Source organism: Herbaspirillum sp. WKF16 (assembly GCF_028993615.1).
Taxonomy (GTDB): Bacteria; Pseudomonadota; Gammaproteobacteria; order Burkholderiales; family Burkholderiaceae_D; genus Herbaspirillum.
This window is the reverse complement of record NZ_CP118632.1, coordinates 2,693,151-2,717,198: the sequence shown is the minus strand read 5'-3', so window position 1 is coordinate 2,717,198 and position 24,048 is coordinate 2,693,151. Positions and strand designations below refer to the sequence as shown.

The following is a 24,048-nucleotide window of genomic DNA, read 5'->3' as shown; positions in this document are numbered from 1 at the left end:
ACTGACAGCATTCTTTCATCTCCCCGTCGTCCCGGCGCAGGCCGGGACCCAGTGTCGTTGGTTGCGCCCGAACGAAGCATGAGCGGCGCCACAAAAGCCGCTGGGTCCTGACCTTCGTCAGGACGACGGAGGGGAGGCGATGGTGTCCTGTCTTATAAACGCCGATGGCTTCTCACGCCGAAGTAAAACCATTGTTTTCTTGTCGTCCCGACGCAGGCCGGGACCCAGTGTCGTTGGCTGCGCCCGAACGAAGCATGAGCGGCGCGGCAAAAGCCGCTGGGTCCTGACCTTCGTCAGGACGACGGAGGGGAGGCGATGGTGTCCTGTCTTATAAACGCCGATGGCTCCTCACGCCGAAGTAAAACCATTGTTTTCTTGTCGTCCCGGCGCAGGCCGGGACCCAGTGTCGTTGGCTGCGCCTGAACGAAGCATGAGCGGCGCGACAAAAGCCGCTGGGTCCTGAGCTTTGTCAGGACGACGGAGGGATGTGAGGGGGGCTGTCTTACAAGCTCCTGTCGCTCTTCACACCGAAGTAAAACCACTCATTGCCCGCCAGCGCCTTCGGATTCGGAAACACAATGTAGCCGTCGTCGGGCGCCGTCACCGCCGCGCCGCCATGGCGGTGGCCGATCACTTCTCCCTTGCGCACCTGATCGAAGCTGGCCCACTCGCGGGTGAAGCTGTCGGCCGCATGTTCCATGTCGATCACGTCGACCAGGCGGATGATGTCGATCTCGCCCTGCGGCGGCTGCAGCGCGATGTCGGCCATGCCCAGTAGCGCCAGGGTCTGCCGGATCGCGTGGTAGGCCACCTCCGGCGCGCGCGGATCCTCGTGCTGGCCGCATTCCAGCGTGATGCCGTAGGCGCCGGCGGTGCGCGCGAATTCGGTGGTGCCCACGCCATAGCCGCGGTCGAGCAGGTCGGGCGCATTCACTTTGCCTTCACGGCGGCGCCGCTCGACGCCGCGCGCGTAGGTGCCCATCCAGCCTTCCACGATCCGCGTGGCGCCCAGGTGCGCCGCCATGCGCTGTTCGGCGGCCGCATGGCTGAACGGCTCGATGTCGCCCTCGTTGTCTTCCGGCCCCAGCATGGCGAAGGGCACGCCGCCGGTGTGGAAGGAGTGCAGGTCCAGCAGCACGTCATGTTCGGCGATCCATGGGCACAGCAGGTTGGAGATGCGATCTTCGAAGTTGTCCGGCGCCGGGTTCACGCGCATGTTGCGGTTGAGGTTGCGTTCGCCCTGGCGCTGTTTCCTGGCATAGGCCAGCGGATTGGTGACCGGCACCAGCGTCAGCAGCCCGCGCCGGATCGCCAGCGCGCCGCTCTCCAGCTCCTGCAGCAGCCGCGCCATGGCCTGCGTGCCGCAGGTCTCGTTGCCGTGCACTGCGCCCAGCACCAGCAGGCGCGGGCCTTGTTCGAGCGCGGCGAACTGGTGGCGTTGCAGGGCGGCGGGGAAGGCGTTGGAAGTCATGATGCGATATCGTGGTCGGGGCGAAGCCAGCACGATACCGCGCTTCGCGCCGGTCCGCCAGTCGTGGCGCTCACGGCAGCGGTCGCCATCCGGGCGTGGAGGCGGCGGCCGTGGCGTCGTGGGCATGCAGGCTCTCGAAGTGCTCGACCTGCACCGAACAGGGGCCGAAGCCGGCTTCCAGCGCCAGTCGCAGCCGCCGTGCGGCATCTTCCACGTACATCAGGTTGGCGCCGTTGCTGAGCGCGAAGGCTTGCTCGTCGGCGCGCTTGACGGCGGTCTGCACCGGCGTGCCAAGCGCCTGCTCTGCGGTATCGATCAGGGCGCGCAGCGGAAGATGATCGGCATGGCCGGCCAGCCCGATGCTGAGGGCAGCCTGGCTGCGCTGGCTGTGCGGCGTGGCCAGGCTGGCGCGTGCGGCCAGCCAGTCCAGCACGGCGTCGCGGGCCACGGCGGGCGCATCGGCGAAGTCGCCGGCGAAGGCGTAGCGCAGCGCCTGCCGCGACAGCGCCGCCGAGCAGGGGCAGGTGGAGGAATACTCCACGCGCACCGTCAGTTGCAGCCGCACGGCCGCATCGCGCAGTTCTGCGTGCAGCCTCACCGGATAGTGCTTCCATCCCGCCAGGCCGGGCGTGACCAGCGCCGGGCGGCGCAGCGGCAGGGCGAAGTCCAGCGCCACGCGCGCGGCCCGCGAGCCGCAATCGGCGTGGCTCTCGACCGCCTGTTGCAGCAGCTGCGACAAGGCCTGCGGCGACAGGATCCGATGCGCGGCGAAGTCGTCGAGCAGGCGGTACAGGCGCGACATGTGGATGCCCTTGGCGCGCGGGTCCGGCAGGTCCACCGAGATGGCGGCGCTGGCCGCGACCTGCAGGCCGGCGTCCAGCCGCAACGGCACGGCGATGCCGCTCATGCCGACCCAGTCCAGCGGCAGGGGAATGGCGGCGCGTTCCTCGCGCGCCACGTCGGGCAGGCGGGCCGTCAACTTCAACCCCACAGCGGAAACGGATCGGCCATGCGCGCCCAGCCGGCCGGGCCCTGCGCCATCTCGGCGGCGTCCAGCAGGCAGGCGTCGAGCCTGGCGCGCAGCGCGGGGATGTCCATGTCCATGCCGATCAGCACCAGCTCCTGGCGGGCGTCGCCCACGTTGTCATCCCATTGGTCGAGGATCAATTGCATCGATTCGGCATCCTGCGGCCAGCGCTCGCGCGGCACCGCCGCCCACCACTTGCCCGCCAGGCCATGGCGGCACACGCCGCCGGCCTGCGACCAGGAACCGGCCTGGGCGGGCCGGCTGGCCAGCCAGAAGAAACCCTTGGAGCGCACCACGCCCGGCCATTCGGTGTTGATCAGCGCGAAGAAGCGTTGCGGATGCAAGGGCCGGCGCGCGCGCCAGGCGAAGCTGGCGATGCCGTACTGTTCAGTCTCGGGGACATGCTCGCCGCGCAACTCCTGCAGCCAGCCCGGCGCCTGGCTGGCCTGCTCGAAATCGAACAGGCCGGTGCCCAGCACCTGGTCCAGCGGCACCCGGCCGAACTCGGCGCCGACGATGCGCGCGCGCGGATTGAGGCGGCGCAGGATGGCTTGCAGGCGCTCGCGCTGTTGCTGCGTGACGAGGTCGAGCTTGTTCACCACCAGCACGTCGCAGAATTCAACCTGTTCGACCAGCAGGTCGACCACGGTGCGCTCGTCCTCTTCGCCCATCGATTCGCCGCGCTGCTCCAGGCTGTCCTGCGAACCGTAGTCCTTGAGGAAATTGAAGGCGTCGACCACGGTGACCATGGTGTCCAGCCGCGCCACATCGGACAGGCTGGCGCCATCCTCATCGCTGAAGGTGAAGGTCTCGGCCACCGGCAGCGGTTCGGAGATGCCGGTGGACTCGATCACCAGCTGGTCGAAGCGGCGCTCGCGCGCCAGCTTGCGCACCTCCAGCAGCAGGTCTTCGCGCAGCGTGCAGCAGATGCAGCCATTGCTCATCTCGACCAGCTTCTCGTCGGTGCGCGAGAGGCCGGCGCCGCCGTCGCGCACCAGCGCGGCGTCGATGTTGACTTCCGACATGTCGTTGACGATCACCGCCACGCGGCGGCCTTCGCGGTTGTGCAGGATGTGGTTGAGCAGGGTGGTCTTGCCGGCGCCGAGGAAGCCGGAGAGCACGGTGACGGGAAGCCTGCGGTCGGCAGGCGGGCGGATGGCGGCTGACATGGACGATGGGAGATGGATGGGGTGGAAGGAAATGGCAAATGCCGGATCAGGGATCAAACGCAACTTAAAATGCAACTGTGTTGCGAATATCTCATAAATGCAACTATGTTGCAAATATTGTCGATCAGGATCCCGCCCGGCCGGTCCCCGGAAGGAAGCGGGCGCTTGTGCTAGCATTGCGCCTCGCAACAAGGAGGTTCTTCATGTCCCAGATCTTCCCGTACAAGGGAAACGCAGTGATTCCGGATGTTCGAAAAACGGACGGCGGAAAATTCATGTCCTGCTTCGTGATTCACGCAGGCAAGGACGGCAGCGGCGAGCTGCGCTACCAGCGCAAGGCGCCCACCAACGAATTCGATTCCGAGGACGAGGCGATTGCCTACATCCTGGATTTCTCGGGCGATTGGATCGACCAGAACCCGCTGTAGGCCGACGCAGCCGGCGATTCATTCCGGCATCGGGCCATTCCCGTGAAAAACAAAAAGAGCCGCGCACTGCGGCTCTTTTTCATGGCGCGTCCTGATTCGGGCCGTTTTCGATCGGGCCCTCAGCCCGATGCCGGCCGCGCCGCGCTGGCCGCCGGCTCGGCGCCGAGGCTGCCGTCCGGCTCGCGCTCGAACCATTCGCTGCCGCGCTGGACGAAGGTCTGCGAGGCGGCCAGCGCGAAGGACTTCCGTTCCGGCTCCCAGCCCAGCCGGTGCACCACGATCTGGTGCGCCTCTACCTGCAGCACATTGAATGAATTGCTCTCGCCGCGGCCGCGGGTGGACGTCGCCGTGCCCGCCTGCACCACCAGCGCCGAGTAGCCGGGGATATCGTAGCGCCCGGCGCTGCTGACCGCGGAGCTGGTGTGCACATGGCCCGCCAGCAGCAGGTCGGCGCCGCATAGCGCGAAGGCGCGCATGGCCGGCACCGCCTTGCCGACCAGGTCGTGGTGCTGCGGCCCAGGCGGCAGGTCGAAGGGGTGGTGGGTGACGATGATCTTGACCATGTTGTCGCCCACCGCCGCCAGCTGGCGCCGCGCCATCTCGATCTGGCGGTCGTTGACGCGGCCGTCCTTGATGGTCAGCGAGCGTGCGGTGTTGATGCCGACCACCACCATCTCATCATCCATGTAGACCGGTTGCAGATCCTCGCCGATGTGACGGCGATACTTGCGCAGCGGCTGCAACAGGCGCGCGGCGACGTTGAACAGCGGCACGTCGTGGTTGCCGGGCACCACCAGCTGCGGATGCGGCAGCGCGTCCAGGAATTGCCGCGCCTCCTTGAACTGGACGCTGCGCGCGCGCTGGGTGAGGTCGCCCGAGACCACCACCAGGTCAGGCTGCAACTCATGCACCTGGGCGATCAGCGGCGCGATGATCTCAGGATCGGTGCGGCCGAAGTGCAGGTCGGAGAGATGGATGACGGTGCGCATCAGTCGTCCCCCCACAGCTTGGCCAGCATGCCCGGTGGCGCCTCCGGCGGCGCGGCCGGCTGCTCCAGCGGCGGCACGATCACCTCCAGCGAGGCGGGACGCACGCGATACTGCAGCGGCGTCTGCATCACCGTGACCTCGCCGTCGGTGGCCACGCGCATGCGTGTCTTGTGGGTCTCGATCAGGATGTCGGTGGCGGTCAGGGCGTCGAAGTCGTGCGCTTCGCGCAGCCGGCCGAACAGCGCGTTGAGCGCCAGCCTCAGCAGGCCGAGGCGGCCGGTGCGGTGGCACACGTAGAGGCTCAGCTTGCCGTCCATCAGGGTGGAGCGCTTGCCGATGTCCAGCCCGCTCATCAGGTATTCGTTGTTGCCGATGAAGACGAAGGGCGTGCGCCGCCAGTGATCCTGCCCGCCCACGCGCAGCCGCACCCGCAGGAAGGGATAGCGGCGCAGCGCGCCCATTGCCGCCCACGAAAAGGCCAGCCACTTGCCGCGCCCCAAGCGCGCCTGTTGCTTCTCGCGCTCGCGCACGATGTCGGGATACAAACCCAGGCTGGAGTTGTTGATGAAGGGCACGCCGTTGACCTCGCCGCTGTCGACGCGGATGCGGCGGCCGGTGGCGATGTTTGCGATCGCATCGTCCAGCAGCAAGGGGATGCCGAGGTCCTTTGCGAAGTGGTTCAGCGTGCCCAGCGGCAGCACGCCCAGCGCGCTCTCGCACCCTTCCTGCTGGATCAGGATGGAGGCCACGGCATTGACGCTGCCGTCGCCGCCGCCCACGGCGACAATGCCGACCTTGTCGCGCACGGCGCGTCGCGCCGCCGTCAGCATGTCCTTGCCACTGGCGGCCAGGCATACCTCTGCGCGCAATCCATGGCGCGCGAACTGTGCCGTGATGTGGGCCGCCAGCTCTTGCGCGTGACCGCCGCCAGCCCTGGCGTTGATGGCGGCGACCACGTCCGGTCGTCCGCTGTCGGGGATGGTTTTCTGTTTGCTTTCCGGCAATTCTTCCGTCCGATTTCTTGTCGTGGGCAGCCGCTGGAACGCCGGCCGCCTGGGTGGAAAATCAGTTGGAGCGCGTCCGTGCCGAATAGTGCCGCCGCGCGGTGAAAAGCGCGGTGGTCCAGAAGGCGAACCAGGCGAGGCCCAGCAGCGCGGCGGCCAGCACGTCGCTCAGGAAATGGGCGCCGAGGTAGACCCGGCTGAACGCCGTCAGCGCCACCAGCAGCAGCGCGGCGGCGATCACCGCAACCGTGGTCCCGCGCCGCCGCGCCGGGACCGGCTGGTTCAGCAAGTAGGCCGCCAGCATCGCATACAGCAGCGTGGCGCCGATGGTGTGGCCGCTGGGGAAGCTGTAGCTGTGCAGCACCAGGATGGGATCGTCGAAACTTGGCCGCAGCCGCGCAAAGACGTGCTTGAGCCCGAAGTTGAACAGCATCCCGCCCGGCAGCACCAGCAGCAGGTCGGCCGCCCACAGCCATTGCCGCAGGCGCAGCATGCGCCATAGCGCCAGGGCGCCGATGGCCAGCACGCCGACCGTGCCGTGCAGGTGGGTGTAAGCCAGCACCATGTCGGTCAGCGGCGAGAAGGCGCGGCGATTGAACCAGTCGGCCAGCTGCTGGTCCAGCCGCGTCAGGTCGCCGTGGGTGCTGACCTCCCAGGCGACCAGCGCGAACAGCAAGAGGGTGGCGGTCACGGCCAGCAGGCCGGTGGTCAGCGGCAGGCCGAGATGGTGGCGGCGGTCGAAGCGGCGGCGCAGGAAGCCGGGAGCAGGAGCGGGGGGCTTGCGGAGGGGATCTGTCATCCGGCAATTCTAACGCGCCGGACGCGGCCGGCCCCGCGCTTCAGCCGCGGTTCAGGCGCAGGGATCGTTACCCAGGGCGATGGCGCGCAGCGTGGGCAGGTCCAGCAATTCGAGGTCGCGGTGGTTGACCTCGATGACGCCGGTCTTCTTGAAGCCGGACAGCAGGCGGCTCACGCTCTCCACCGCCAGGCCCAGGTAGTTGCCGATTTCCTCGCGCGTCATGCGCAGCTGGAAGCGGGTGGAGGAGTAGCCGCGGCTGGCGTAGCGCGTGGACAGGTTGAGCAGGAAGGCCGCCATCTTCTGCTGGGCGGTCATGCTGCCCAGGGTCAGCATCACGCGCTGTTCGCGCGAGATCTCCAGGCTCATCATGCGGTGGAACTGGCGCAGCAGCGTGGGCATGTCGCGGAAAAGGTCCTCCAGGCTGGCGAAGGGGATCTCGCAGACCTCGCTGTCTTCCAGCGCGACCGCGTCGCACAGGTGGTGCCCGGCGCCGATGGCGTCCATGCCCAGCAGCTCGCCGGCCATCTGGAAGCCGGTGATCTGTTCGCCGCCGTTGGAGTTGCGCTGGAAGGTCTTGAAGTGGCCCAGGCGGATCGCGTACAGCATGTCGAACTTGTCGTCGAGGCGGTACAGGGTCTCGTCGCGCCGGACCTTGCGGCGGCGGCTGATGACCTGCTCCAGCCGCTGCATGTCGCCCTGGTCCAGGCCCATCGGCAGGCACAGCTGGTGCATGCTGCAGGCCGAGCAGCTGGCGCGCAGCGCCTGCACGTTGACGGCCGGGGTCGAACGGGAGGAGGCGGGAGCGGGAGACGGTAGGCTGGACATGGGCGGTTCGGGTTCCTTCTTCATGTAATGCGGTCTGGCGCGCCGCGGATCGCAGCCGCGCGCAATTGCTTGTACCACAGTTCCGGGCCGGACAATGTCGTCCGGGTAACGCTTGGAGAAACTTTCATCAGTTCAACAGGGCCGGTGAGTTCCGGTTACGTTCCCGGCGCTCACTTGATCAGCTTGAGCACCTCGCGGAACTGCGCATGGCGGCTATCGCGCATCCACTCGTAGGCCACCATCTCCACCGTCACCGGTTCGGCGCCGGCCTGGCGCAGGCGGGCGAAGGCGGCGTCGCGGTCGCTGGTCTTGCGCGAGCCGCAGGCGTCCAGCAGCGGCAGCACCCGGTAGCCGCGCTCGAGCAGCGAGAGCGCGGTCTGCAGCACGCAGATGTGGGTCTCGCAGCCGCTGATGACGATCTGCCGCACGGCCGTGGGCAGGGCCGGCAGCAGGCCCTCGGCGCAGGCGTCGAAGTGGCTCTTGGCCAGGATCTTGTCGCACAGCCGGGCTACGGCGGGATGGTTGGGGCCCAGCTTGTCAGGGATCTGCGCGGTACCGATCACCGGCACGCCCAGCAAGCCGGCAATGGTCGCCAGGCGCACGGCCTGGGCCAGGATGGTTTCGTTGTCATGGATCGCCGGCAGCAGCTTTTGCTGCAGGTCGACCACCAGCAGGGCGGATTGGCTTGCATTGATCAGCATCGTTGGCGCTCCTCGTTCCGGGCGGTGCAGGGGCTTGGCAGGAATTGAACGGTTTGTGTCATTGACGCCATTTTGCGCCAATTCGACAATTTTCCCATCGCCAACCTTCCGGAGCAAACCGATGACCCGCCCGCAGACCGACCATGATAGTAGAGCCGCTTCCTTACCGCAGGCTTATTCGCCGGCGGCGGGCAAGCGCAACGCCTCCGTGCTGGCCGTGTGCCAGGGCCTGTTCACCTGCGCCATCTCGATCGACCTGACCCTGACCGCATTGACCGGATGGCAACTGGCCCCGGACAAGGCGCTGGCGACCTTGCCCTTCGCCCTGATCACCGTGGCCGGGGCGCTGGTCACCTGGTTCGCCGCCTTCCTGATCCAGCGGCTGGGGCGGCGCCTGTCCTTCGCGTTGGGCGCGGCCAGCTGCTGCGTGGGCGGGCTGGTGTCGGTGTGGTCGGTGTTCCATGCGCAGTTCTGGACCTTCTGCGCCGGCACGGCGATGGTCGGCGTGTTCCAGGCCTTCGCGCAATATTACCGGCTGGCCGCGGCCGACGCCGTGGCCGACGAGGCCAAGAGCCGCGCCATTTCCACCGTGCTGGCCGGCGGCGTGATCGCCGCCATCGCCGGCCCCGCGCTGGCGGCGTGGAGCAAGGACCTGTTCCCCGCGGCCCTGTTCGCCGGCGCCTACCTGGTGGTGGCCGCCATGGGGCTGCTCTCGGTGGTGGTGCTGCTGGCGTTCTACCGCGACCTGGGCGCAGCCCCGGCCGCCGCCGACGCCGGCAGTGCGGACGCGCCGGCGCGGCCCCTGGCCGAGATCGCGCGCACCCCGGTGTTCATGGCGTCGGTGGCCAACAACGTGGCCGGCTCCATGGTGATGATGCTGATCATGACCGCCGCGCCGCTTGCGGCAGTGGCCTGCCACCACGGCATCGACGACGGCGCCGCCATCATCCAGTGGCACCTGGTCGGCATGTACGCGCCATCCTTCTTCGCCGGACGCCTGATCAAGCGCTTCGGCCTGGGTTCGGTGCTGCTGGCCGGGCTGGCGCTGAACCTGGCCTGCGCCGCCACGGCGATGGCCTCGACCAGCCTGCCGGCCTTCTATGCCGCCTTGCTGTTCCTGGGCGTGGGCTGGAATTTCATGTTCGTCGGCGGCACCACCTTGCTGGCGCAGTCCTATGCGCCCTCCGAGCGGGCCAAGACCCAGGGCTTCTCCGAACTGCTGCGCTACGGCGCCACCGCGCTGGCCACGCTGGGCGCCGGCCCCTTGCTGGCGCGCTTCGGCTGGGAGACGCTCAATGCCGCCATCCTGCCGATCCTGCTGCTGTCCACGCTGGCCACGGCGCGCTGGATGATCGGGCAACGCGCGGCGCGCGCGCAGGCGGCCGGGAGCATGGGATAACATGGGACGCATGGACAATACCCCTACGGCAGGCGCCGCATGAGCCCGCGCCCGTCTTCTTCCACCGCATCCGCGGCGCCGCGCCGGGTGGCGCTGCTGGCCTACGGCGGCATGAACCTGCTCGACCTTTCCGGCCCCTTGCAGGTGTTCGCCACCGCGAACCGCCTGGCAGGCAGCGAGCGCTATCGCCTGCATGTGGCGTCGGCCGCCGGCGGCGTCATCGTCACCAATGCCGGGCTGCCGCTGGCCACCGAATCGCTGGCGACGCTGGACCGGGCGCTGCGGGACGAGGCCGGCCTGCATACCCTGATCTCGCCGGGCGGCAGCCTGGGCGACGATTTCGACATCGATGCCGACCTGGTGGCGTGGATACGCCGCCATGCCGCGCAGGCGCAGCGGGTGTGCTCGGTCTGCACCGGCGCCTTCCACCTGGCGGAGGCCGGCGTGCTCGACGGCTTGCGGGTGACCACCCATTGGGACTGGGCCGGAGAATTGCAGCGCCGTTATCCGCAATTGCAGGTGGACGCCGACCCGATCTTCATCCGCCAGGGCCGCATCTGGACCTCGGCCGGCGTCACCGCCGGCATCGACCTGGCGCTGGCGCTGCTGGAGCAGGATCTCGGCCATCAAAGCGCGATCGCCGTGGCGCGCCAGCTGGTGATGTTCATCAAGCGCCCCGGCGGCCAGTCGCAGTTCAGCGCGCCGCTGGCCTCGCAGGCGTCCGGCGCCGGTCGCTTCGCCGAACTGCACGCCTGGATCGCCGGCAACCTGGGGCAGGACCTGCGGGTGGAGAACCTGGCGCAGCGCATGCACATGAGCCCGCGCACCTTCGCCCGCGCCTATGCCGCCGAAACCGGACGCACGCCCGCGCGCACCGTCGAGCTGATGCGGCTGGAAGCGGCGCGCCGGGCGCTGGAAGAAACCTCCTTGCCCTTGAAGCGCATCGCCAACGATGCCGGCTACGGCGAGGAGCAGAACCTGCGCCGCGTGTTCCAGCGCCAGCTGGGCGTGAGTCCGGCGCAGTACCGGGAGCGGTTTTCGGCGTATTGACGTGCGGTTTCAGGCGGCCGGCGCTTCCAGCGTCGTCAGCGCCGCCAGCGAATCCAGCCACCACGACAGCGCCGGCCCGGCCTTGTGATCCGGCTTGTAGACGCACTGCACCGGCAAGTCGGAGCCTTGCGGCGGGTGGTGGATGGTGGCGATGGTCACCAGCCGGCCGGCGTCGATGTCGTCCCTCACCACGTGCAGCGGCATGTTGCCCCAGCCCATGCCGGCGCGCAGCAGGGCGTGCTTGGTGCCGAGGTCGCTCATGCGCCAGGTCAGGCGCGAGTGCACCGAGAAATCCTGGCGCGCGGTCAGTTCGCTGCGGTCCGACAGCACCAGCTGGGTCTGCTGCGCCAGCAGCTTTTCCGCGACCCGTCCCTTGACCCGCGCCAGCGGATGATGCGGCGCCACCACCGCCACCAGGCGCACCGCCGGCAGGCTGATGCGCAGCAGGTTGGGCGGCGTGGTGGGCAGCGTGCCGAGGATGCCCAGCATGGCGCGTCCGTCCAGCACCCGCTCGGCCACCGCGCCCAGCGCCTCGATATCCAGCCGCACCGTGACGGCGGGGAAGGCGTCGCGGAAGCGCTGGAGCAAATCCACCAGGCAGCCGGTGGGGAAGAACACGTCCACCGCCAGCGCCACCTCCAGCTCCTGCCCCTTGGCGTAGGAATTGGCCCGCACCTGCAGCGAATCCACATGATCCAGCACCTGCCGGGCGTCGGCCAGCAGCGCCACGCCCGGATCGGTCAGCTGCGGCCGGTAGCCGCTGCGGTCGAACAGCAGCACGCCCAGCTGGTCTTCCAGCGAGGCGATGGCGTAGCTGACCGCGGACTGGGCGCGCACCAGCTTGCGCGCGGCGGCGAGGAAGCTGCCGCTGTCGGCGACCTTCACGAAGACGCGCAACTGGTCCAGGGAAAGGCGTTCGATGTTCATGGGTGGGCGCTCAACATTATCTAATTATCAGATATTGATTATAAAAAGATAATCAGTTTTTTGTGTGGGTGATTTTGCTTATTCTGTCGTCACTGGCTCAGCGAAACGGGCAAAACGAACAAGCGAAAGCCGGCGCAGTTGAATACAGGAAATAAGAAGGCAAATCGAAGGAACATTCCCAACCCAACATACGAAAGAGGCACATCATGATCACCAACCAAAACATCTTCCGCATCGGCCGCGTCCTGCTGGCTTCCCTGTTCGTCATCTCCGGGGTCTTCAAGATCATCGGCTTCGCCGGCACCGTCGGTTACTTCGACAGCCTGGGCCTGCCCATGCCGACCATCGCCGTGCTGGTGACCATCCTGGTGGAAGTCGGCGGCGGCCTGCTGCTGATGACCGGTCGCGGCGTCAAGCCGGTGGCGCTGATCATCGCGCTGTTCACGGTCGGCGCGACGCTCTCGGCCCACCACTTCTGGACCCTGGACGGCGCCGCCGCGCAAGCGCAGCTGACCCACTTCCTGAAGAACGTCTCGATCATCGGCGCCTTGCTGCTGGTCTCGACCATCGACACCGAAGCCGAGCCGGAACAGCGCCGCTGATCCCAGGGCCGTCCGCCGCACCGATATATCGAATCACCACTGGCCCGCTTCCACAAGAAGCGGGCCGACCACAGGAGATAAGCAAATGAGCACCGCCTACACCCGCCAGATCGAACGTCTCGTCAACGGCATCCCCACCCAGGATGGCGCCGGCGTCAGCCTGACCCGCGTGCTGACCCATGACCTGCAACGCCGCCTGGATCCGTTCCTGATGCTGGACGCCTTTCACTCCGACGAGCCCAGCGATTACCTGGCCGGCTTCCCCGACCACCCGCATCGCGGCTTCGAGACCGTGACCTACATGCTGGCCGGCCGCATGCGCCACCGCGACACCGCGGGCAACGAAGGCCTGCTGGAACCGGGCGGCATGCAATGGATGACTGCCGGCCGCGGCCTGGTGCATTCGGAACTGCCGGAGCAGGAAGACGGCCTGATGAGCGGCTTCCAGCTGTGGGTCAACCTGGCCGGCAAGGACAAGATGACCGAGCCCGGCTACAGCGACATCCCGTCGGCCGGCATTCCCGAGACCGCACCCCGGCCCGGCGTGAAGGTGCGGGTGCTGGCAGGCGAGGCCTTCGGCAAGGCCGGCGCGATCCGACGCGACACCACCGAGCCGATCTACCTCGACCTGGCGCTGGAAGCCGGCGTGACGCTGGACCTGCCGATCCCGGCCACGCACAATGCCTTCCTGTACGTGTATGAAGGCAAGCTGGCGGTGGGCGCCGAGGGCGAGAGCCGTCCGGCCGACGCCGGCCGCATGGCGGTGCTGTCCAACGCGATCGGTTCGGCCGGCGTGCGGGTGACGGCCGAGCAGGGCAGCCGCTTCCTGCTGATCGCCGGCAAGCCCTTGAATGAGCCGATCGCCCAATGGGGCCCGTTCGTGATGAATACCCGCGAACAGGTCGAGCAAGCGATCGACGATTTCCGCGGCGGCCGTTTCTGAGCCGGCTGACCCAGTCAAACCAAACAGGCGCATGCCAATCCGGGCATGCGCCGCCAGGGAGAACACCATGAGCAACATCCGCCACATGATCCACGGCCTGACCCGCGACATCGGCTTTCCGGTGCGCCGCCTCTTGCCGGCCGCCGCCGCCCGCACCGTCGGCCCCTTCGTCTTCTTCGATCACATGGGGCCGGTCGAATTCGACGCCGGCACCACCGAGGGCGACGTCCGCCCGCACCCGCACATCGGCCTGGCCACCGTGACCTACCTGTTCTCCGGCGCCATGATGCATCGCGACAGCCTGGGCGTGGTCCAGCGCATCACCCCGGGGGCGGTCAACTGGATGTCCGCCGGCCGCGGCATCGTGCACTCGGAGCGCGTTCCCGACGACATCCGCGCGCAGAAGGTGCCGGTGCATGGCCTGCAGATGTGGGTGGCGCTGCCGGCCGACGAGGAGATCTGCGATCCGCTGTTCCGCCATTACGCCTCGGAAGAAATGCCGACCGCCCAGGTCGGCGGCGCGAAACTGCATGTACTGGCAGGCTCGGTCTTCGGCGTGACTTCGCCGGTGGTGACCTCCAGCCCGACGCTGTACGTGGCCGGCAGCACCGCCGAGGGCGGCGAGATCGAGGTCCCGGCCGAGGTCTCCGAGCGCGCGGTCTATGTGGTCAAGGGCGAGGTCACGCTCGACGGCGAACGCCTGGAAGCCGGCACGCTGGCGATCCTGGAGCCGGGCGCCGCGGTGGCGCTCAAGGCGGTGGGCGAGACGGTCTTCATGATCCTGGGCGGCGAGCCGCTGGACGGCCCGCGCTTCGTCTGGTGGAACTTCGTGGCCACCTCGCGCGAGAAGATCGAGGCCGCCAAGCAGGCCTGGAACAGCCGCGACAAGGATGTCTTCCCCGATATCCCCGGCGAGACCGAATGGATCCCGCTGCCGGCGCACTGACGGCAATCCTGTCGCGCCAAGAAAAAACCGCCTGCCGCAATCACTGCGGCAGGCGGTTTTCGCTTGGGCGGCGGGCGCCGCTCAGAGCAGGCCGATGATGCGGCCCATCTCGGCGATGTAGGGGCTGTCCTTCAGGACCGCGTTTTCGACGCTGTCGGCCGCGCGCCGCAGCGATTGCCAGGAATCCTGCACCGCGCCGGCATGGGGCTGCGGCGCCGACAGGTGTTGCCTGAGGCGGGCGATGTCCTCGCGCAGTTGGCTCGCCTCGCCGCTGCCGGCGGGCAGCTTTTGCAGCTCCTGCTCGAACTCGCCGACCATCTCCAGCAATCGCTGGTGGTCGAAGCGGGGCGTTTGCTGTTCGTTCATGTGATCTCCTTCGGTGGGTTGGCCGGTCTTCATCATAGGCGCATTGGCGCCCGGCGGGCGGAAAAAGCCGCCGGAACTTGCCCGGCATCAAATGCTTTCGGTTTGTCGCCATCCGCAAAGCGAAGTTCCTGCGCGGTGGCAAGGGGTTGCTTTGTTACACTGGCGGCTGTTTCGGCGCTTTCGTGCCGCCCGCCTACAGGATCAATCCAGATACATGACTCAAACCGACGATTCCATTCCCCAGCTCGCCTGGCAATCGGGCGATGTCCGGCACACGCTGCGCTGGCACTCGGAGGCGGGCAACCCGCCGCCCAAGCGCGTGGTGGAAGCGGACGACCAGATCCCCGCCGACACCGCCTACAAGCTGGCCTGCGAAGGCACCGGCCTGCTGTGGCGCGGCGACTTCCAGAACGCGCGCCTGCTGCTGCAGGCGCTGGGCCGGCGCATCGACCGCGCGCGCGAACGCGCCGAGGCCAAGAAGAAGGGCGCGCCCGCATCTCCCGATGCCGCCCAGCCAGGCCATGCTTTCCACCACCAGCGCCAGATGCAGGCGCAGCGCGCGCGCATCCTCGGCATGCTGCTCATCCCCTTCGAGCCCGGCTTCAGCGTACCGCTGCGCCGCGCACCGGACGTGCAGGCGGCGTGCCGCGAGGCCTATGGCGAGGCGCTGGCCGGCGAAGCCTTCGCGGCCTCGCTGCGCGAGCTGCAGGGTTTGATCGGCGCCCACGAATGGCGCAAGAAGGGCGTGGCGATTGCCGCGCTGGACGGCGCCATCCATCCCTACTACGGCGTGTTTTCCCCGGTGCGCGGCGAGTATGTCGACCTGGTCGCGCAGGCGCCGCTGCCGTCCACCGAGCTGGCGTTCGACATCGGCGTGGGCAGCGGCGTGCTGTCGGCGGTGCTGGCGCGGCGCGGCGTGCGCAAGATCGTGGCGACCGACACCGACCCGCGCGCGCTGGCCTGCGCGGCTGAGAACCTCACTGCGCTGGCGGTACGCAAGCAGGTCGAGCTGAAGCAGGCCGACCTGTTTCCCGAAGGCCGCGCGCCGGTGATCGTGTGCAATCCGCCATGGCTGCCGGCGCGCCCCAGTTCGCCCATCGAACACGCGGTCTACGACCCTGACAGCCGCATGTTGCTCGGCTTCCTGAACGGCCTGGCGCAGCACCTGGCGCCGGGTGGCGAGGGCTGGCTGATCATGTCCGATTTCGCCGAGCACCTGGGTTTGCGTCCGCGCGGCATGCTGGCCGGTGCGATCGCCGGCGCCGGCCTGGAAGTGGCCGGCCGGCACGACATCAAGCCGCGCCACGGCAAGGCCGCCGACCGCGACGATCCGCTGCATGCCGCGCGCAGCAAGGAAACCACCACGCTGTGGCGGCTCAAGGCGCGCGCCTGAGCCGATTCAGCCCGAGAGACGAGAGACAAGAAGAGGAGATTGGCCATGACCGTTCCGCGCACCCTGTTACGCCACGCGCTCGCAGCCCTGGCTTGCGTTATCGCGGCGCAGGCCGGCGCCCAGGTCACCACGCGCGACCTGGGCGGCAGCTACGGCACGCATAACAACCGCATCCCGGTTCCGGTGCCGGTACCGGTGCCTGACGCGCTCAACCGCGGCGCCCAGCCCGGCGAACCGATCAACACTTCCGGCAACAGCTGCAGCTGCCAGGTGGCCGACAACGGCGGCGCCTGCATGATCTTCCTGCGCACCAATTCGGCCGACTGGATCAGCAAGAACGCGCCGCAGACCGCGCTGCGTTCCTCTGCATCGGGCCGCTACTACGATGCGCCGTTCGCGCTGGCCGCCAGCGCCTGCGCCGCTCGCAAGGTGGCGCCCGGCGGCGTGAAGGTGCATTGGCTGGATCGCAAGAGCGCCATCCTCGAATGGAAGTGATGGAAAGGTGAGCGCCGCCCCGGCGCGGCGCTTCAGCCGCCGGCGCGCCCGGGGAATTCCCGCGCCAGCTTCAGGAAGTTCTGCTGCGTCGGCCCGGCGGGCTCGCCGCGGCAGACCAGGTTGATCGGCGCCAGCAACGCCGGCCTGGCGTCCTTCACCCGGCAATACACCACGCTCTCGCGGTGGAAACTCTTCATCGAGGCCGGCACCACCGATATCCCCACGCCCGCGGCCACCAGGCTGATGTTGGTCAGCATGCGGTCGATCTCCAGCGCGATCTTCGGCGTGAAGCCGGCGTTCTCGCACGCCGCGATCAGGTTGGAATACATGCCCGGCGCGCCATGGCGGCGCACCAGGATGAACTCCTCGCCCGCCAGCGCCTTGAGCGAGACCTCGGGCATCGCATCGTCCCCGGCGCGCCGGCCGCGCTTGCGCGCATCGGCCAGCAGGGGATGGCCGGCGGGCAGGATCAGCAACATTTCCTCTTCCACCAGCGCGTGAAAGGCGATGCCCTGCGGCTGCGCCACCGGCTGGCGCAGGAAACCCATGTCGACCTTGCCGTGCATGACATCCTCGGTCAGTTCGGCGGCGTTGGCCTCGGTCAGCGCCATGTGCACGCCCGGATAGGCCTGGCGGTAGGCGCGGATGATGCCGGGGATCAGCGGGTGGGCGGCGGCCGAGCTGGTGAAGCCGATCGAGATGGTGCCGGCGAAGCCTTGCGCCGCGCGCGCGGCCTTCTGCGAGGCCAGCTCGACGCTGCGCAGGATGGCCTTGGCCTCCTCCAGGAACACCTTGCCGCCGGCGGTCAGGTCGGCGCCCTTGGGATGGCGGCGGAACAGCTCGAAGCCCAGCTCCTGTTCCAGCAAGCGGATCTGCTGCGACAACGGGGGCTGCTGCATGCCCAGGCGTTCGGCGGCGCGCGTGAAGTGCTGCTCCTCGGCGACCACCAGGAAATAGCGGAGATGACGCAGTTCCATGGCGTTCTGTTCGTCCCTGTCTCTATATTTTGTTTGTTGGCGATTTGAATTGTCGATACATTTTACAGATGCCGAACCGCCGCCGCCATGGGCAGCGCCTGCGGCAATGACGGATATCCCTTAGAGTACGCGGGCGGCTTCGCCGGTAGACTTGCGGCAGGGCAAAACAAGGCCGGCTTCGAGGCCGCGCCATAACGACAAGAGAGGGAGACGGCGCCGCCCCGGCGCCTGCAAGATGGCAGGGAGGATCTTCAGCAACGGACTGGTGCAGATGGCGGCGGCGATCGCGGCCGGCATTGCGCTGGGCCAATGGCTGCCGGATGTGGCGGTGCAGTTGAAGCCGTTGTCGGACGGCTTCGTCAAGCTGATCGGCATGCTGATCGGCGTGATCATGTTCATGCTGGTGGTGTCGGGCATCGCCGGCATGCAGGGCCGGGCCCGCGCCGCCAGGCTCGGCGGCAAGGCCGTGCTCTACTTCGAGGCCATGGCCTTGCTCTCGCTGGTGGTGGGCATTGCCGCCGGCGTCTTGCTGCAACCGGGCGGCGGCTTCCATCTCGATCTCTCGACCGACGCCGCGCAGGCGGCCGGCGGCGAACTGGCGGCGGGCTACATCCGCCGCGCCGAGGATTTCCGCATCGACCAGTTTGCGCTGGGGCTGATCCCGGACAGCTTCATCGGCGCCTTCGTCCACAACAACAGCCTGCAGATCCTGCTGGTGGCGGTGTTCTTCGGCGTCGCGCTGGGCAAGCTGTCGGCCCGCGACGAACGCTTCGGCCGGCTGCGCGATTTTCTTGAGGCGGTGCTGGGCGTGCTGTTCGGGATGATCAACATCATCCTCAGGCTGGCGCCGCTGGCCGCCTTCGGCGCGATGGCCTTCACCATCGGCCGCTACGGCATGGGGTCGATGCTGCCGCTGCTGCGCTTCGTCGGCGCGATCTACCTGGCCAGCCTGTTCTTCGTGATCGCGGTGATGGCCCTGATCGCGCGCGGCCTGGGCGTGAACCTGTTCCGCCTGATCGCCTATGTGCGCGACGAGCTGCTGCTGGTGATCTTCACCGCCTCCTCGGTGGCGGCGCTGCCCGGCCTGATCAACAAGATGGAACGGCTGGGCTGCTCGCGCAGCGTGGTGCGCCTGGTGCTGCCGGCGGGCTACAGTTTCAACCTCTCCGGCACCAACCTCTACCTCGCCATGGCCACGCTGTTCCTGGCGCAGGCGTCCGGCGTGCACCTCGGGCCGTGGCAACTGGCCACGCTGCTGGCCATCGCCATGCTCACCTCCAAGGGCGCCACCAGCGTCACCGGTTCCGGCTTCATCGCCCTGGCCGCCACGCTGACCGCCTTGCAACTGGTGCCCGTGGGCGGCATCGTGCTGCTGCTGGGCGTGGAGCGGCTGATGAAATGCCGCTCGCTCACCAACGTCATCGGCAATTGCCTGGCGTGCGTGGTGATCGCGGTATGGGAGAAGGAGTTCGACCGTGCGGCGATGCGGCGGGAGCTGGGCCTGATCCCGGACTAGGGGAACGCCAGAGACTCCTGCCAGGCAGGAAACTCCAGCACCACCGCAAAATGCCCCTCGGGCAGATGTTCGAAGCGCATCTCGCCGTCGTGCGCGCGCATGACTTCCTCCACGATGGACAGGCCCAGGCTGGCGCCCATGCGTCCTTCGCCGCGCGGCGCGAAGGGCTTGCGCAGGCGTTCCCAGTCGGCCGCCGCGATGCCGGGGCCGTCGTCGACGAAGCGCAGTTCGCAGCGCTCAGGGCGCGTCTCCAGGCGCACGTGCAGCAGGCCGGGCGCGCCGTATTGCAGGGCGTTGTCGAGGATGTTCTTGATCGCCTCGGCCAGGCTGATGGCGTCGCCGCGGATCAGGCAGGGCGCCTGCGGCGTGTCCAGCGCCAGGTCGTCGGGCGTGCGCGCGCGGTTGGAGAGCACCTCGGTCATCTGCCGGCGCACCAGCTCGCCCAGGTCGATGCGCCCGCGCAGGCTGATGTCGTTGCGGTGCTGGACCATCGCGTGGTTGATCAGCTGGTTCACCAGCGCGCCCAGGCTGCGCGTGCGCTCGCGCAGCTGGTCCAGGTGGCGGCGGCGCCTGTCGTCGTCGGTCTGCGACTCCAGCAATTCCATCTGCGACAAGAGCGCCGTGACCGGGGTGCGCAACTGGTGCGCGGCGTCGCCGATCACGCGGCGCATGGTGGCGCGGTGCACCGCCAGGCGCTGCATGAAGGCGTTGATGGCCGACACCAGCGCGTGGGTCTCGGCCGGCACCGTCAGCGTCAGCGGCGAGAGGTCGTTCAGGTCGCGCTCGCGGATCGCCGCCTCGATGCGTTTGAGGGGCGCCAGCGCCTGGTACAGCGTGAACATGGCCGCCACCAGCGTCAGTGCGCTCATGGCCACGATCAGCAGCAGCGCCTTGGTGCCCAGGCTCTGGGCGAAGGAGGTGCGGGCGTTGTTGGTCTGCGCCAGCACGATCACCGCCCACGGGTGGGGCCCGGCCACCGGCATGCGGCGGCCGATGACGGCCATGCGCACCGGCGTGCCGAGGTACTCGCCGTCGCGCAGCAGCGGGCCTTGCTCCAGTTCGTCCCAGGGAATCTCGGGGCGGAACTCGCCGTCGCCGGCGATCACCCGGCCTTGCGGGTCGAACACCGCGTAGATCGCGTGGTCGCCCGTGCCCAGCATCGACAGCGCGGCCAGCGGCACGTCGACGTTGACGGCGCCGTTCTCGTACCAGGTGTTCTCGGCGATCTGCAGCGCGCTGCCGGAGAGGATGCGGTCGTAGGCGTCATTGGCGGCCAGCTGGGTGGAGATCCAGATGGCGATCAGCAGCACCGCGGCGCTCACCGCCAGCACCGCCCCCATGCGCGTGACCAGCCGGACATACAGCGAGCGCCCGGCGACGACGTGCTGCGAACGCTGCATCAGTGGAGGGCCCCGGCGTCGGCCGGCGCGTGCAGCACCAGCTGGTAGCCCAGGCCGCGCAGCGTGCGGATCTCGAAGGCGGCGCCGACCAGCTTCTTGCGCAGGCGCGCCACGTATTGTTCGACGGTGTTGGCGTTGGGTGTGTCGTCCACGGTGAAGAGGCGATCCATCAGTTCTTCCTTGTTGAAGATGCGTCCCGGGCGGGCGGCGATGATCTCCAGCAGCGTCACCTCGCGCCGGGTCAGCTCGATGGGTGCGCCGTCCAGCGTGGCGCTGCGGCTCTTGCGGTCGATGCTGACGTTGGCGCAGTGGATCAGGTTGGTCGATTCGCCGCCGCTGCGCCGCAGCAGGACGCGGATGCGGGCGTCCAGCTCGCGGAAGTCGAAGGGCTTGATCAGGTAGTCGTCGGCGCCCAGGTCCAGCGCGCGCACCCGCTCCTCGATCTCGGCGCAGGCGGTCAGCATCAGCACCGGCGTGTGCTGGCCGCGCCCGCGCAGCTGCTCCAGCAGCGAGAAGCCGTCCTGCTGCGGCAGCATCACGTCCAGGATCACCAGGTCGTAGGCGTCGGCCATGCGGCGGCCGGCGGCGGCGCCGTTGCTTTCCCATTCCACGGTGTGGCCGATGCGGGCGAGGTGGGAGACGATGGCTTCGGCCACGTCGGGGGTGTCTTCGACCAGCAGGATGCGCATGGTGTTATCTCCAGTCTTATGCTGATGCTGCAGCTGTGGCGCTGCTTGGGCAGGCGCAATTGTATGCCCGCCGGCGTCGCCGGGGCGCGAAAAAAAGCCACGCGTCAGGATTTAGTCAGATTCGTTACAGCTTCGCGCCCTAGCATGCGATCCAACTACTAAAACCAGATTGGAGACTTGCATGAGCGACAATGCCCATGACGCCGCATCCGCCGTCGATCCTTCGCGCCCGCTGCTGGAGATCGACAACGTCACCCTGCAATACAAGACCAGCGATTCGCTGGTGACCGCCACCCAGCAGGTCAGCTTCAACGTCCATCCTTCCGACCGCTACATCTTGCTCGGCCCCTCGGGTTGCGGCAAGTCCACGCTGTTGAAGGCCATCGGCGGCTACCTGCAGCCGACCTCGGGCGCGATCCGCCTCAAGGGCCGCGAGGTGCGCGAGCCGGGGCCGGACCGCATGATGGTGTTCCAGGAGTTCGACCAGCTGCTGCCGTGGAAGACGGTGCGCCAGAACGTCGAGTTCGCGCTCAGCGCCAGCGGTCGCCTGCAAGGCGTGGCCGCCGCCGAACGCGCCGAGTACTACATCGAGAAAGTGGGCCTGGCCAAGTTCATCGACAGCTATCCCCACATGCTTTCGGGCGGCATGAAGCAGCGCGTCTCGATCGCGCGCGGCATGGCCATGGAGCCGGACGTGCTGCTGATGGACGAACCCTTCGCCGCGCTGGACGCGCTCACGCGCCGCAAGATGCAGGACGAGCTGCTGCGCCTGTGGGACGACACCCAGTTCACCGTGCTGTTCGTGACGCACTCGATCGAAGAGGCGATCCGCATCGGCACCCGCATCCTGCTGCTGACCCCGCACCCGGGCCAGGTGCGCGCCGAACTCAACAGCATCGCGCCGGAGCAGATGGGCACCGCGGCCCAGGCCGAACTGGAAACCCGCATCAACGACATGCTGTTCGCGCATCACTGATCCGCGAGCAAGGAGACAGAACATGAACAAGAACCTGCCCTTCGTCCGCCCGGAAATCGTGGTCGAACCCAATCTCAACGCCACCGCCGAAGTCCAGCGCCCGCTGTCGGCCTTCGAGTCGCTCTACCGCATGGGCTGGCTGCGCAAGACCGTGATCCTGCTGGCGCTGGCGGCGATCTGGGAGATCTACGGCCGCTGGCTGGACAACGCGCTGCTGTTTCCCAGTTTCAGCGAGACGGTGCACGCCTTCCTCTCCGGCATCGCCAGCGGCGTGCTGATCGAGCGCGCCGCGGTGTCGATGCAGACACTGCTGGTGGGCTACGGCCTGGGCATCCTGCTGGCGGGCCTGCTGACGACACTGGCCATCAGCTCGCGCATCGGCAATGACCTGCTGGAAACCCTGACCTCGATGTTCAACCCCTTGCCGGCCATCGCCTTGCTGCCGCTGGCGCTGATCTGGTTCGGCCTGGGCACAGGCAGCATCATCTTCGTGCTGGTGCACTCGGTGCTGTGGGCGGTGGCCCTGAATACCCACGGAGGTTTCCGCGCGGTGTCCAACACGCTGCGCATGGTGGGGCAGAACTACGGCCTGCGCCGCTTCTCGCTGGTCAAGGCGATCCTGATCCCGGCCGCCTTCCCCAGCATCCTGACCGGCCTGAAGGTGGGCTGGGCCTTCGCCTGGCGCACGCTGATCGCCGCCGAGCTGGTGTTCGGCGTGTCGTCCGGCTCCGGCGGCCTGGGCTGGTACATCTTCGAAAACCGCAACCAGCTGGAAACCGCCAACGTGTTCTCTGGCCTGTTCTTCGTGATCATCATCGGCCTGGTGGTCGAGAACCTGGTCTTCGCCCAAGTGGAGAAGCGCACCATCCGCCGCTGGGGCATGCAGCACTGAACACCGATAACACCTACACTGACGATCCAAAAAGGAGACAAGAATGAAACGCCGCGCTTTTTCCAGCATGATGATCGCCGCCGCACTGGCGTTGTCCACCGCATCCGGCGCCGTGCGCGCCGAGGCCCAGGCGGTGCGCATCTCGCACGGCTACGGCCTGCTGTACCTGCCGCTGATGGTGATCCGCGACCAGGGCCTGGTCGAGAAGCACGCCAAGGCGCTCGGCCTGGGCGAGGTCAAGACCAACTGGGTGCTGCTGGACGGCGGCAACGTGATCAACGACGCCATGCTGGCCGGTAACCTGGACGTGGCCGGCACCGGCGCGCCGGGCTTCGTGACGCTGTGGTCCAAGGCGCATGGCATCCCGCGCTCGGAGGTGGTGGGCCTGGGCGCGCTGTCGACCTCGCCGCTGTGGTTGAACACCAATAATCCCAACGTCAAGTCGCTCAAGGACTTTACGCCCAAGGACAAGATCGCCATCCCCGGCATCAAGACCTCGCTGTCGGCGGTGCTGCTGCAGATGGCCGTGGCCAAGACCTTCGGCATCGAGAACTACGCCAAGCTCGATCCGCTGACGGTGAGCCTGTCGCACCCCGAGGCCATGGGCTCGCTGCTCTCGGGCAAGACCGAGATCACCGCCCACTTCACCTCGCCGCCGTTCTCCTACCAGGAGGCCAAGGATCCGCGCATCACCCGCGTGCTCAATTCGTCGGACGTGCTGGGCAACATCACCATCGACGTGGTGTTCGCGCTGAAGTCCTTCACCGACAAGAACCCCAAGCTGACCCAGGCCTTCATGGCCGCGCAGGAGGAGGCCAACGCCTACATCGCCAAGAACCGCAAGGGCGCGGCCGAAACCTTCCTGCGCGTCTCCAAGCTCAAGCTGCCGCAGGAGGAAGTGGAGCAGATGCTGGCCGATCCCGGCACCCAGTTCTCGACCACGCCGGTGGACATCATGCAATACGTGCTGTTCATGAGCAAAGCCGGCACCATCAAGACCAAGCCGGCGACGTGGAACGAGATGTTCGTGCCGGCCTTCAAGGACCGCAAGGGCAGCTGATTGC

Annotated in this window: 25 protein-coding genes; 12 read left to right on the top strand and 13 right to left on the bottom strand. The window is 67.9% G+C overall.

The annotated features are described in order from the left end of the window. Positions 1–502 precede the first annotated feature (502 nt). The 3 genes from Herbaro_RS12320 to zigA form a co-directional block, all read right to left on the bottom strand. Positions 503–1,471, bottom strand: a complete 969-nt coding sequence (locus tag Herbaro_RS12320; protein ID WP_275009924.1) for a M14 family metallopeptidase — start codon at positions 1,469–1,471, stop codon at positions 503–505. A 70-nt stretch (positions 1,472–1,541) separates the two neighbouring features. Then, the gene (folE2, locus tag Herbaro_RS12315; protein WP_275009923.1) at positions 1,542–2,450 is read right to left on the bottom strand and encodes a GTP cyclohydrolase FolE2; all 909 of its coding nucleotides are present in this window, start codon (positions 2,448–2,450) and stop codon (positions 1,542–1,544) included. A 2-nt stretch (positions 2,451–2,452) separates the two neighbouring features. Further along, complete coding sequence (zigA, locus tag Herbaro_RS12310) at positions 2,453–3,667, bottom strand: zinc metallochaperone GTPase ZigA (protein WP_275009922.1); 1,215 nt, start codon at positions 3,665–3,667, stop codon at positions 2,453–2,455. 203 nt (positions 3,668–3,870) lie between these two features. Between zigA and Herbaro_RS12305 the strand changes: the two genes are divergently transcribed. Further along, positions 3,871–4,095 carry a hypothetical protein gene (locus Herbaro_RS12305; protein WP_275009921.1) on the top strand — a complete coding sequence of 75 codons (225 nt, stop codon included), beginning with the start codon at positions 3,871–3,873 and terminating at the stop codon, positions 4,093–4,095. Between the two features lie 119 nt (positions 4,096–4,214). Here Herbaro_RS12305 and Herbaro_RS12300 read toward each other — a convergent pair whose 3' ends face one another. The 5 genes from Herbaro_RS12300 to Herbaro_RS12280 all read right to left on the bottom strand — a co-directional run bounded on the left by Herbaro_RS12300 (position 4,215) and on the right by Herbaro_RS12280 (position 8,413). Continuing rightward, positions 4,215–5,084: a metallophosphoesterase family protein gene (locus tag Herbaro_RS12300; RefSeq protein ID WP_275009920.1), complete on the bottom strand. Its 870-nt coding sequence runs from the start codon at positions 5,082–5,084 to the stop codon at positions 4,215–4,217. Beyond that, a complete protein-coding gene (locus tag Herbaro_RS12295) occupies positions 5,084–6,088 on the bottom strand; it encodes a diacylglycerol/lipid kinase family protein (RefSeq protein ID WP_275009919.1) in 1,005 nt (334 codons plus the stop codon). Before Herbaro_RS12295 ends, Herbaro_RS12300 begins: the two co-directional genes overlap by 1 nt. Before the next feature lie 61 nt (positions 6,089–6,149). Next, on the bottom strand, positions 6,150–6,887 hold the full coding sequence (locus Herbaro_RS12290) for a phosphatase PAP2 family protein (protein ID WP_275009918.1): 738 nt from the start codon (positions 6,885–6,887) through the stop codon (positions 6,150–6,152). A 51-nt stretch (positions 6,888–6,938) separates the two neighbouring features. Continuing rightward, positions 6,939–7,712 carry a fumarate/nitrate reduction transcriptional regulator Fnr gene (gene fnr / locus Herbaro_RS12285; protein ID WP_275009917.1) on the bottom strand — a complete coding sequence of 258 codons (774 nt, stop codon included), beginning with the start codon at positions 7,710–7,712 and terminating at the stop codon, positions 6,939–6,941. A 170-nt stretch (positions 7,713–7,882) separates the two neighbouring features. Continuing rightward, positions 7,883–8,413, bottom strand: coding sequence for an isochorismatase family protein (locus tag Herbaro_RS12280; protein WP_275009916.1), 531 nt, complete (start codon positions 8,411–8,413; stop codon positions 7,883–7,885). Positions 8,414–8,534: 121 nt separating this feature from the next. Between Herbaro_RS12280 and Herbaro_RS12275 the strand changes: the two genes are divergently transcribed. Together Herbaro_RS12275 and Herbaro_RS12270 are read left to right on the top strand one after the other, a co-directional pair. Beyond that, the gene (locus Herbaro_RS12275) at positions 8,535–9,812 is read left to right on the top strand and encodes an MFS transporter (protein ID WP_275009915.1); all 1,278 of its coding nucleotides are present in this window, start codon (positions 8,535–8,537) and stop codon (positions 9,810–9,812) included. Positions 9,813–9,851: 39 nt separating this feature from the next. Next, the gene (locus Herbaro_RS12270; protein ID WP_275009913.1) at positions 9,852–10,862 is read left to right on the top strand and encodes a GlxA family transcriptional regulator; all 1,011 of its coding nucleotides are present in this window, start codon (positions 9,852–9,854) and stop codon (positions 10,860–10,862) included. Between the two features lie 9 nt (positions 10,863–10,871). Here Herbaro_RS12270 and Herbaro_RS12265 read toward each other — a convergent pair whose 3' ends face one another. Then, a complete protein-coding gene (locus Herbaro_RS12265; RefSeq protein WP_275009912.1) occupies positions 10,872–11,789 on the bottom strand; it encodes a LysR family transcriptional regulator in 918 nt (305 codons plus the stop codon). A 206-nt stretch (positions 11,790–11,995) separates the two neighbouring features. On the opposite strand from Herbaro_RS12265, the gene Herbaro_RS12260 reads away from it, so the two are divergent. From Herbaro_RS12260 to Herbaro_RS12250, 3 genes are all read left to right on the top strand, one after another. Beyond that, positions 11,996–12,391, top strand: coding sequence for a DoxX family protein (locus Herbaro_RS12260; RefSeq protein WP_275009911.1), 396 nt, complete (start codon positions 11,996–11,998; stop codon positions 12,389–12,391). Positions 12,392–12,476: 85 nt separating this feature from the next. After that, positions 12,477–13,334 carry a pirin family protein gene (locus tag Herbaro_RS12255; protein WP_275009910.1) on the top strand — a complete coding sequence of 286 codons (858 nt, stop codon included), beginning with the start codon at positions 12,477–12,479 and terminating at the stop codon, positions 13,332–13,334. A gap of 67 nt (positions 13,335–13,401) precedes the next feature. Then, the gene (locus Herbaro_RS12250; protein WP_275009909.1) at positions 13,402–14,280 is read left to right on the top strand and encodes a pirin family protein; all 879 of its coding nucleotides are present in this window, start codon (positions 13,402–13,404) and stop codon (positions 14,278–14,280) included. 81 nt (positions 14,281–14,361) lie between these two features. On the opposite strand, the gene Herbaro_RS12245 is transcribed toward Herbaro_RS12250, so the two are convergent. Then, positions 14,362–14,646 (bottom strand): hypothetical protein, encoded by a 285-nt coding sequence (locus tag Herbaro_RS12245; protein WP_275009908.1) that lies wholly within the window; start codon positions 14,644–14,646, stop codon positions 14,362–14,364. 214 nt (positions 14,647–14,860) lie between these two features. Here Herbaro_RS12245 and Herbaro_RS12240 point away from each other — a divergent pair, with 214 nt between their 5' ends. Next, entirely contained in the window at positions 14,861–16,039 is a 1,179-nt protein-coding gene (locus Herbaro_RS12240; protein ID WP_275009907.1) for a 50S ribosomal protein L11 methyltransferase, read from the top strand. Positions 16,040–16,084: 45 nt separating this feature from the next. Then, positions 16,085–16,534 carry a hypothetical protein gene (locus tag Herbaro_RS12235; RefSeq protein WP_275009906.1) on the top strand — a complete coding sequence of 150 codons (450 nt, stop codon included), beginning with the start codon at positions 16,085–16,087 and terminating at the stop codon, positions 16,532–16,534. A gap of 32 nt (positions 16,535–16,566) precedes the next feature. On the opposite strand, the gene Herbaro_RS12230 is transcribed toward Herbaro_RS12235, so the two are convergent. Further along, positions 16,567–17,511, bottom strand: coding sequence for a LysR family transcriptional regulator (locus Herbaro_RS12230; protein ID WP_275009905.1), 945 nt, complete (start codon positions 17,509–17,511; stop codon positions 16,567–16,569). Between the two features lie 235 nt (positions 17,512–17,746). Here Herbaro_RS12230 and Herbaro_RS12225 point away from each other — a divergent pair, with 235 nt between their 5' ends. After that, on the top strand, positions 17,747–19,027 hold the full coding sequence (locus tag Herbaro_RS12225; RefSeq protein WP_275009904.1) for a cation:dicarboxylate symporter family transporter: 1,281 nt from the start codon (positions 17,747–17,749) through the stop codon (positions 19,025–19,027). On the opposite strand, the gene Herbaro_RS12220 is transcribed toward Herbaro_RS12225, so the two are convergent. Continuing rightward, complete coding sequence (locus Herbaro_RS12220; protein WP_446719266.1) at positions 19,024–20,427, bottom strand: sensor histidine kinase; 1,404 nt, start codon at positions 20,425–20,427, stop codon at positions 19,024–19,026. The two genes, Herbaro_RS12225 and Herbaro_RS12220, sit on opposite strands and share 4 nt — an antisense overlap. Then, on the bottom strand, positions 20,427–21,116 hold the full coding sequence (locus tag Herbaro_RS12215) for a response regulator transcription factor (RefSeq protein ID WP_275009903.1): 690 nt from the start codon (positions 21,114–21,116) through the stop codon (positions 20,427–20,429). The genes Herbaro_RS12220 and Herbaro_RS12215 overlap by 1 nt, the downstream gene beginning before the upstream one ends. A gap of 181 nt (positions 21,117–21,297) precedes the next feature. Here Herbaro_RS12215 and Herbaro_RS12210 point away from each other — a divergent pair, with 181 nt between their 5' ends. Genes Herbaro_RS12210 through Herbaro_RS12200 form a run of 3 tightly spaced genes read left to right on the top strand, consistent with a single transcriptional unit; the run spans position 21,298 to position 24,044 of the window. Beyond that, positions 21,298–22,092 carry an ABC transporter ATP-binding protein gene (locus Herbaro_RS12210; RefSeq protein ID WP_275009902.1) on the top strand — a complete coding sequence of 265 codons (795 nt, stop codon included), beginning with the start codon at positions 21,298–21,300 and terminating at the stop codon, positions 22,090–22,092. Between the two features lie 22 nt (positions 22,093–22,114). After that, on the top strand, positions 22,115–22,984 hold the full coding sequence (locus tag Herbaro_RS12205; RefSeq protein ID WP_275009901.1) for an ABC transporter permease: 870 nt from the start codon (positions 22,115–22,117) through the stop codon (positions 22,982–22,984). Positions 22,985–23,027: 43 nt separating this feature from the next. After that, positions 23,028–24,044 carry an ABC transporter substrate-binding protein gene (locus Herbaro_RS12200; RefSeq protein ID WP_275009900.1) on the top strand — a complete coding sequence of 339 codons (1,017 nt, stop codon included), beginning with the start codon at positions 23,028–23,030 and terminating at the stop codon, positions 24,042–24,044. The last annotated feature ends 4 nt before the right edge of the window (positions 24,045–24,048 follow it).

Excerpts from the sequence above, each read along its gene's own strand:
- Herbaro_RS12320 (WP_275009924.1), bottom strand. The coding sequence starts at position 1,471 with ATGACTTCCAACGCCTTCCCCGCCGCCCTGCAACGCCACCAGTTCGCC.
- Herbaro_RS12210 (WP_275009902.1), top strand. The coding sequence starts at position 21,298 with ATGAGCGACAATGCCCATGACGCCGCATCCGCCGTCGATCCTTCGCGC.
- Herbaro_RS12300 (WP_275009920.1), bottom strand. The coding sequence starts at position 5,084 with ATGCGCACCGTCATCCATCTCTCCGACCTGCACTTCGGCCGCACCGAT.
- Herbaro_RS12245 (WP_275009908.1), bottom strand. The coding sequence starts at position 14,646 with ATGAACGAACAGCAAACGCCCCGCTTCGACCACCAGCGATTGCTGGAG.
- Herbaro_RS12240 (WP_275009907.1), top strand. The coding sequence starts at position 14,861 with ATGACTCAAACCGACGATTCCATTCCCCAGCTCGCCTGGCAATCGGGC.
- Herbaro_RS12275 (WP_275009915.1), top strand. The coding sequence starts at position 8,535 with ATGACCCGCCCGCAGACCGACCATGATAGTAGAGCCGCTTCCTTACCG.
- fnr (WP_275009917.1), bottom strand. The coding sequence starts at position 7,712 with ATGTCCAGCCTACCGTCTCCCGCTCCCGCCTCCTCCCGTTCGACCCCG.
- Herbaro_RS12255 (WP_275009910.1), top strand. The coding sequence starts at position 12,477 with ATGAGCACCGCCTACACCCGCCAGATCGAACGTCTCGTCAACGGCATC.
- Herbaro_RS12280 (WP_275009916.1), bottom strand. The coding sequence starts at position 8,413 with ATGCTGATCAATGCAAGCCAATCCGCCCTGCTGGTGGTCGACCTGCAG.
- Herbaro_RS12205 (WP_275009901.1), top strand. The coding sequence starts at position 22,115 with ATGAACAAGAACCTGCCCTTCGTCCGCCCGGAAATCGTGGTCGAACCC.
- Herbaro_RS12220 (WP_446719266.1), bottom strand. The coding sequence starts at position 20,427 with ATGCAGCGTTCGCAGCACGTCGTCGCCGGGCGCTCGCTGTATGTCCGG.
- Herbaro_RS12250 (WP_275009909.1), top strand. The coding sequence starts at position 13,402 with ATGAGCAACATCCGCCACATGATCCACGGCCTGACCCGCGACATCGGC.
- Herbaro_RS12260 (WP_275009911.1), top strand. The coding sequence starts at position 11,996 with ATGATCACCAACCAAAACATCTTCCGCATCGGCCGCGTCCTGCTGGCT.
- Herbaro_RS12225 (WP_275009904.1), top strand. The coding sequence starts at position 17,747 with ATGGCAGGGAGGATCTTCAGCAACGGACTGGTGCAGATGGCGGCGGCG.
- Herbaro_RS12265 (WP_275009912.1), bottom strand. The coding sequence starts at position 11,789 with ATGAACATCGAACGCCTTTCCCTGGACCAGTTGCGCGTCTTCGTGAAG.
- Herbaro_RS12200 (WP_275009900.1), top strand. The coding sequence starts at position 23,028 with ATGAAACGCCGCGCTTTTTCCAGCATGATGATCGCCGCCGCACTGGCG.
- Herbaro_RS12305 (WP_275009921.1), top strand. The coding sequence starts at position 3,871 with ATGTCCCAGATCTTCCCGTACAAGGGAAACGCAGTGATTCCGGATGTT.
- Herbaro_RS12230 (WP_275009905.1), bottom strand. The coding sequence starts at position 17,511 with ATGGAACTGCGTCATCTCCGCTATTTCCTGGTGGTCGCCGAGGAGCAG.
- Herbaro_RS12235 (WP_275009906.1), top strand. The coding sequence starts at position 16,085 with ATGACCGTTCCGCGCACCCTGTTACGCCACGCGCTCGCAGCCCTGGCT.
- zigA (WP_275009922.1), bottom strand. The coding sequence starts at position 3,667 with ATGTCAGCCGCCATCCGCCCGCCTGCCGACCGCAGGCTTCCCGTCACC.
- Herbaro_RS12215 (WP_275009903.1), bottom strand. The coding sequence starts at position 21,116 with ATGCGCATCCTGCTGGTCGAAGACACCCCCGACGTGGCCGAAGCCATC.
- Herbaro_RS12290 (WP_275009918.1), bottom strand. The coding sequence starts at position 6,887 with ATGACAGATCCCCTCCGCAAGCCCCCCGCTCCTGCTCCCGGCTTCCTG.
- Herbaro_RS12270 (WP_275009913.1), top strand. The coding sequence starts at position 9,852 with ATGAGCCCGCGCCCGTCTTCTTCCACCGCATCCGCGGCGCCGCGCCGG.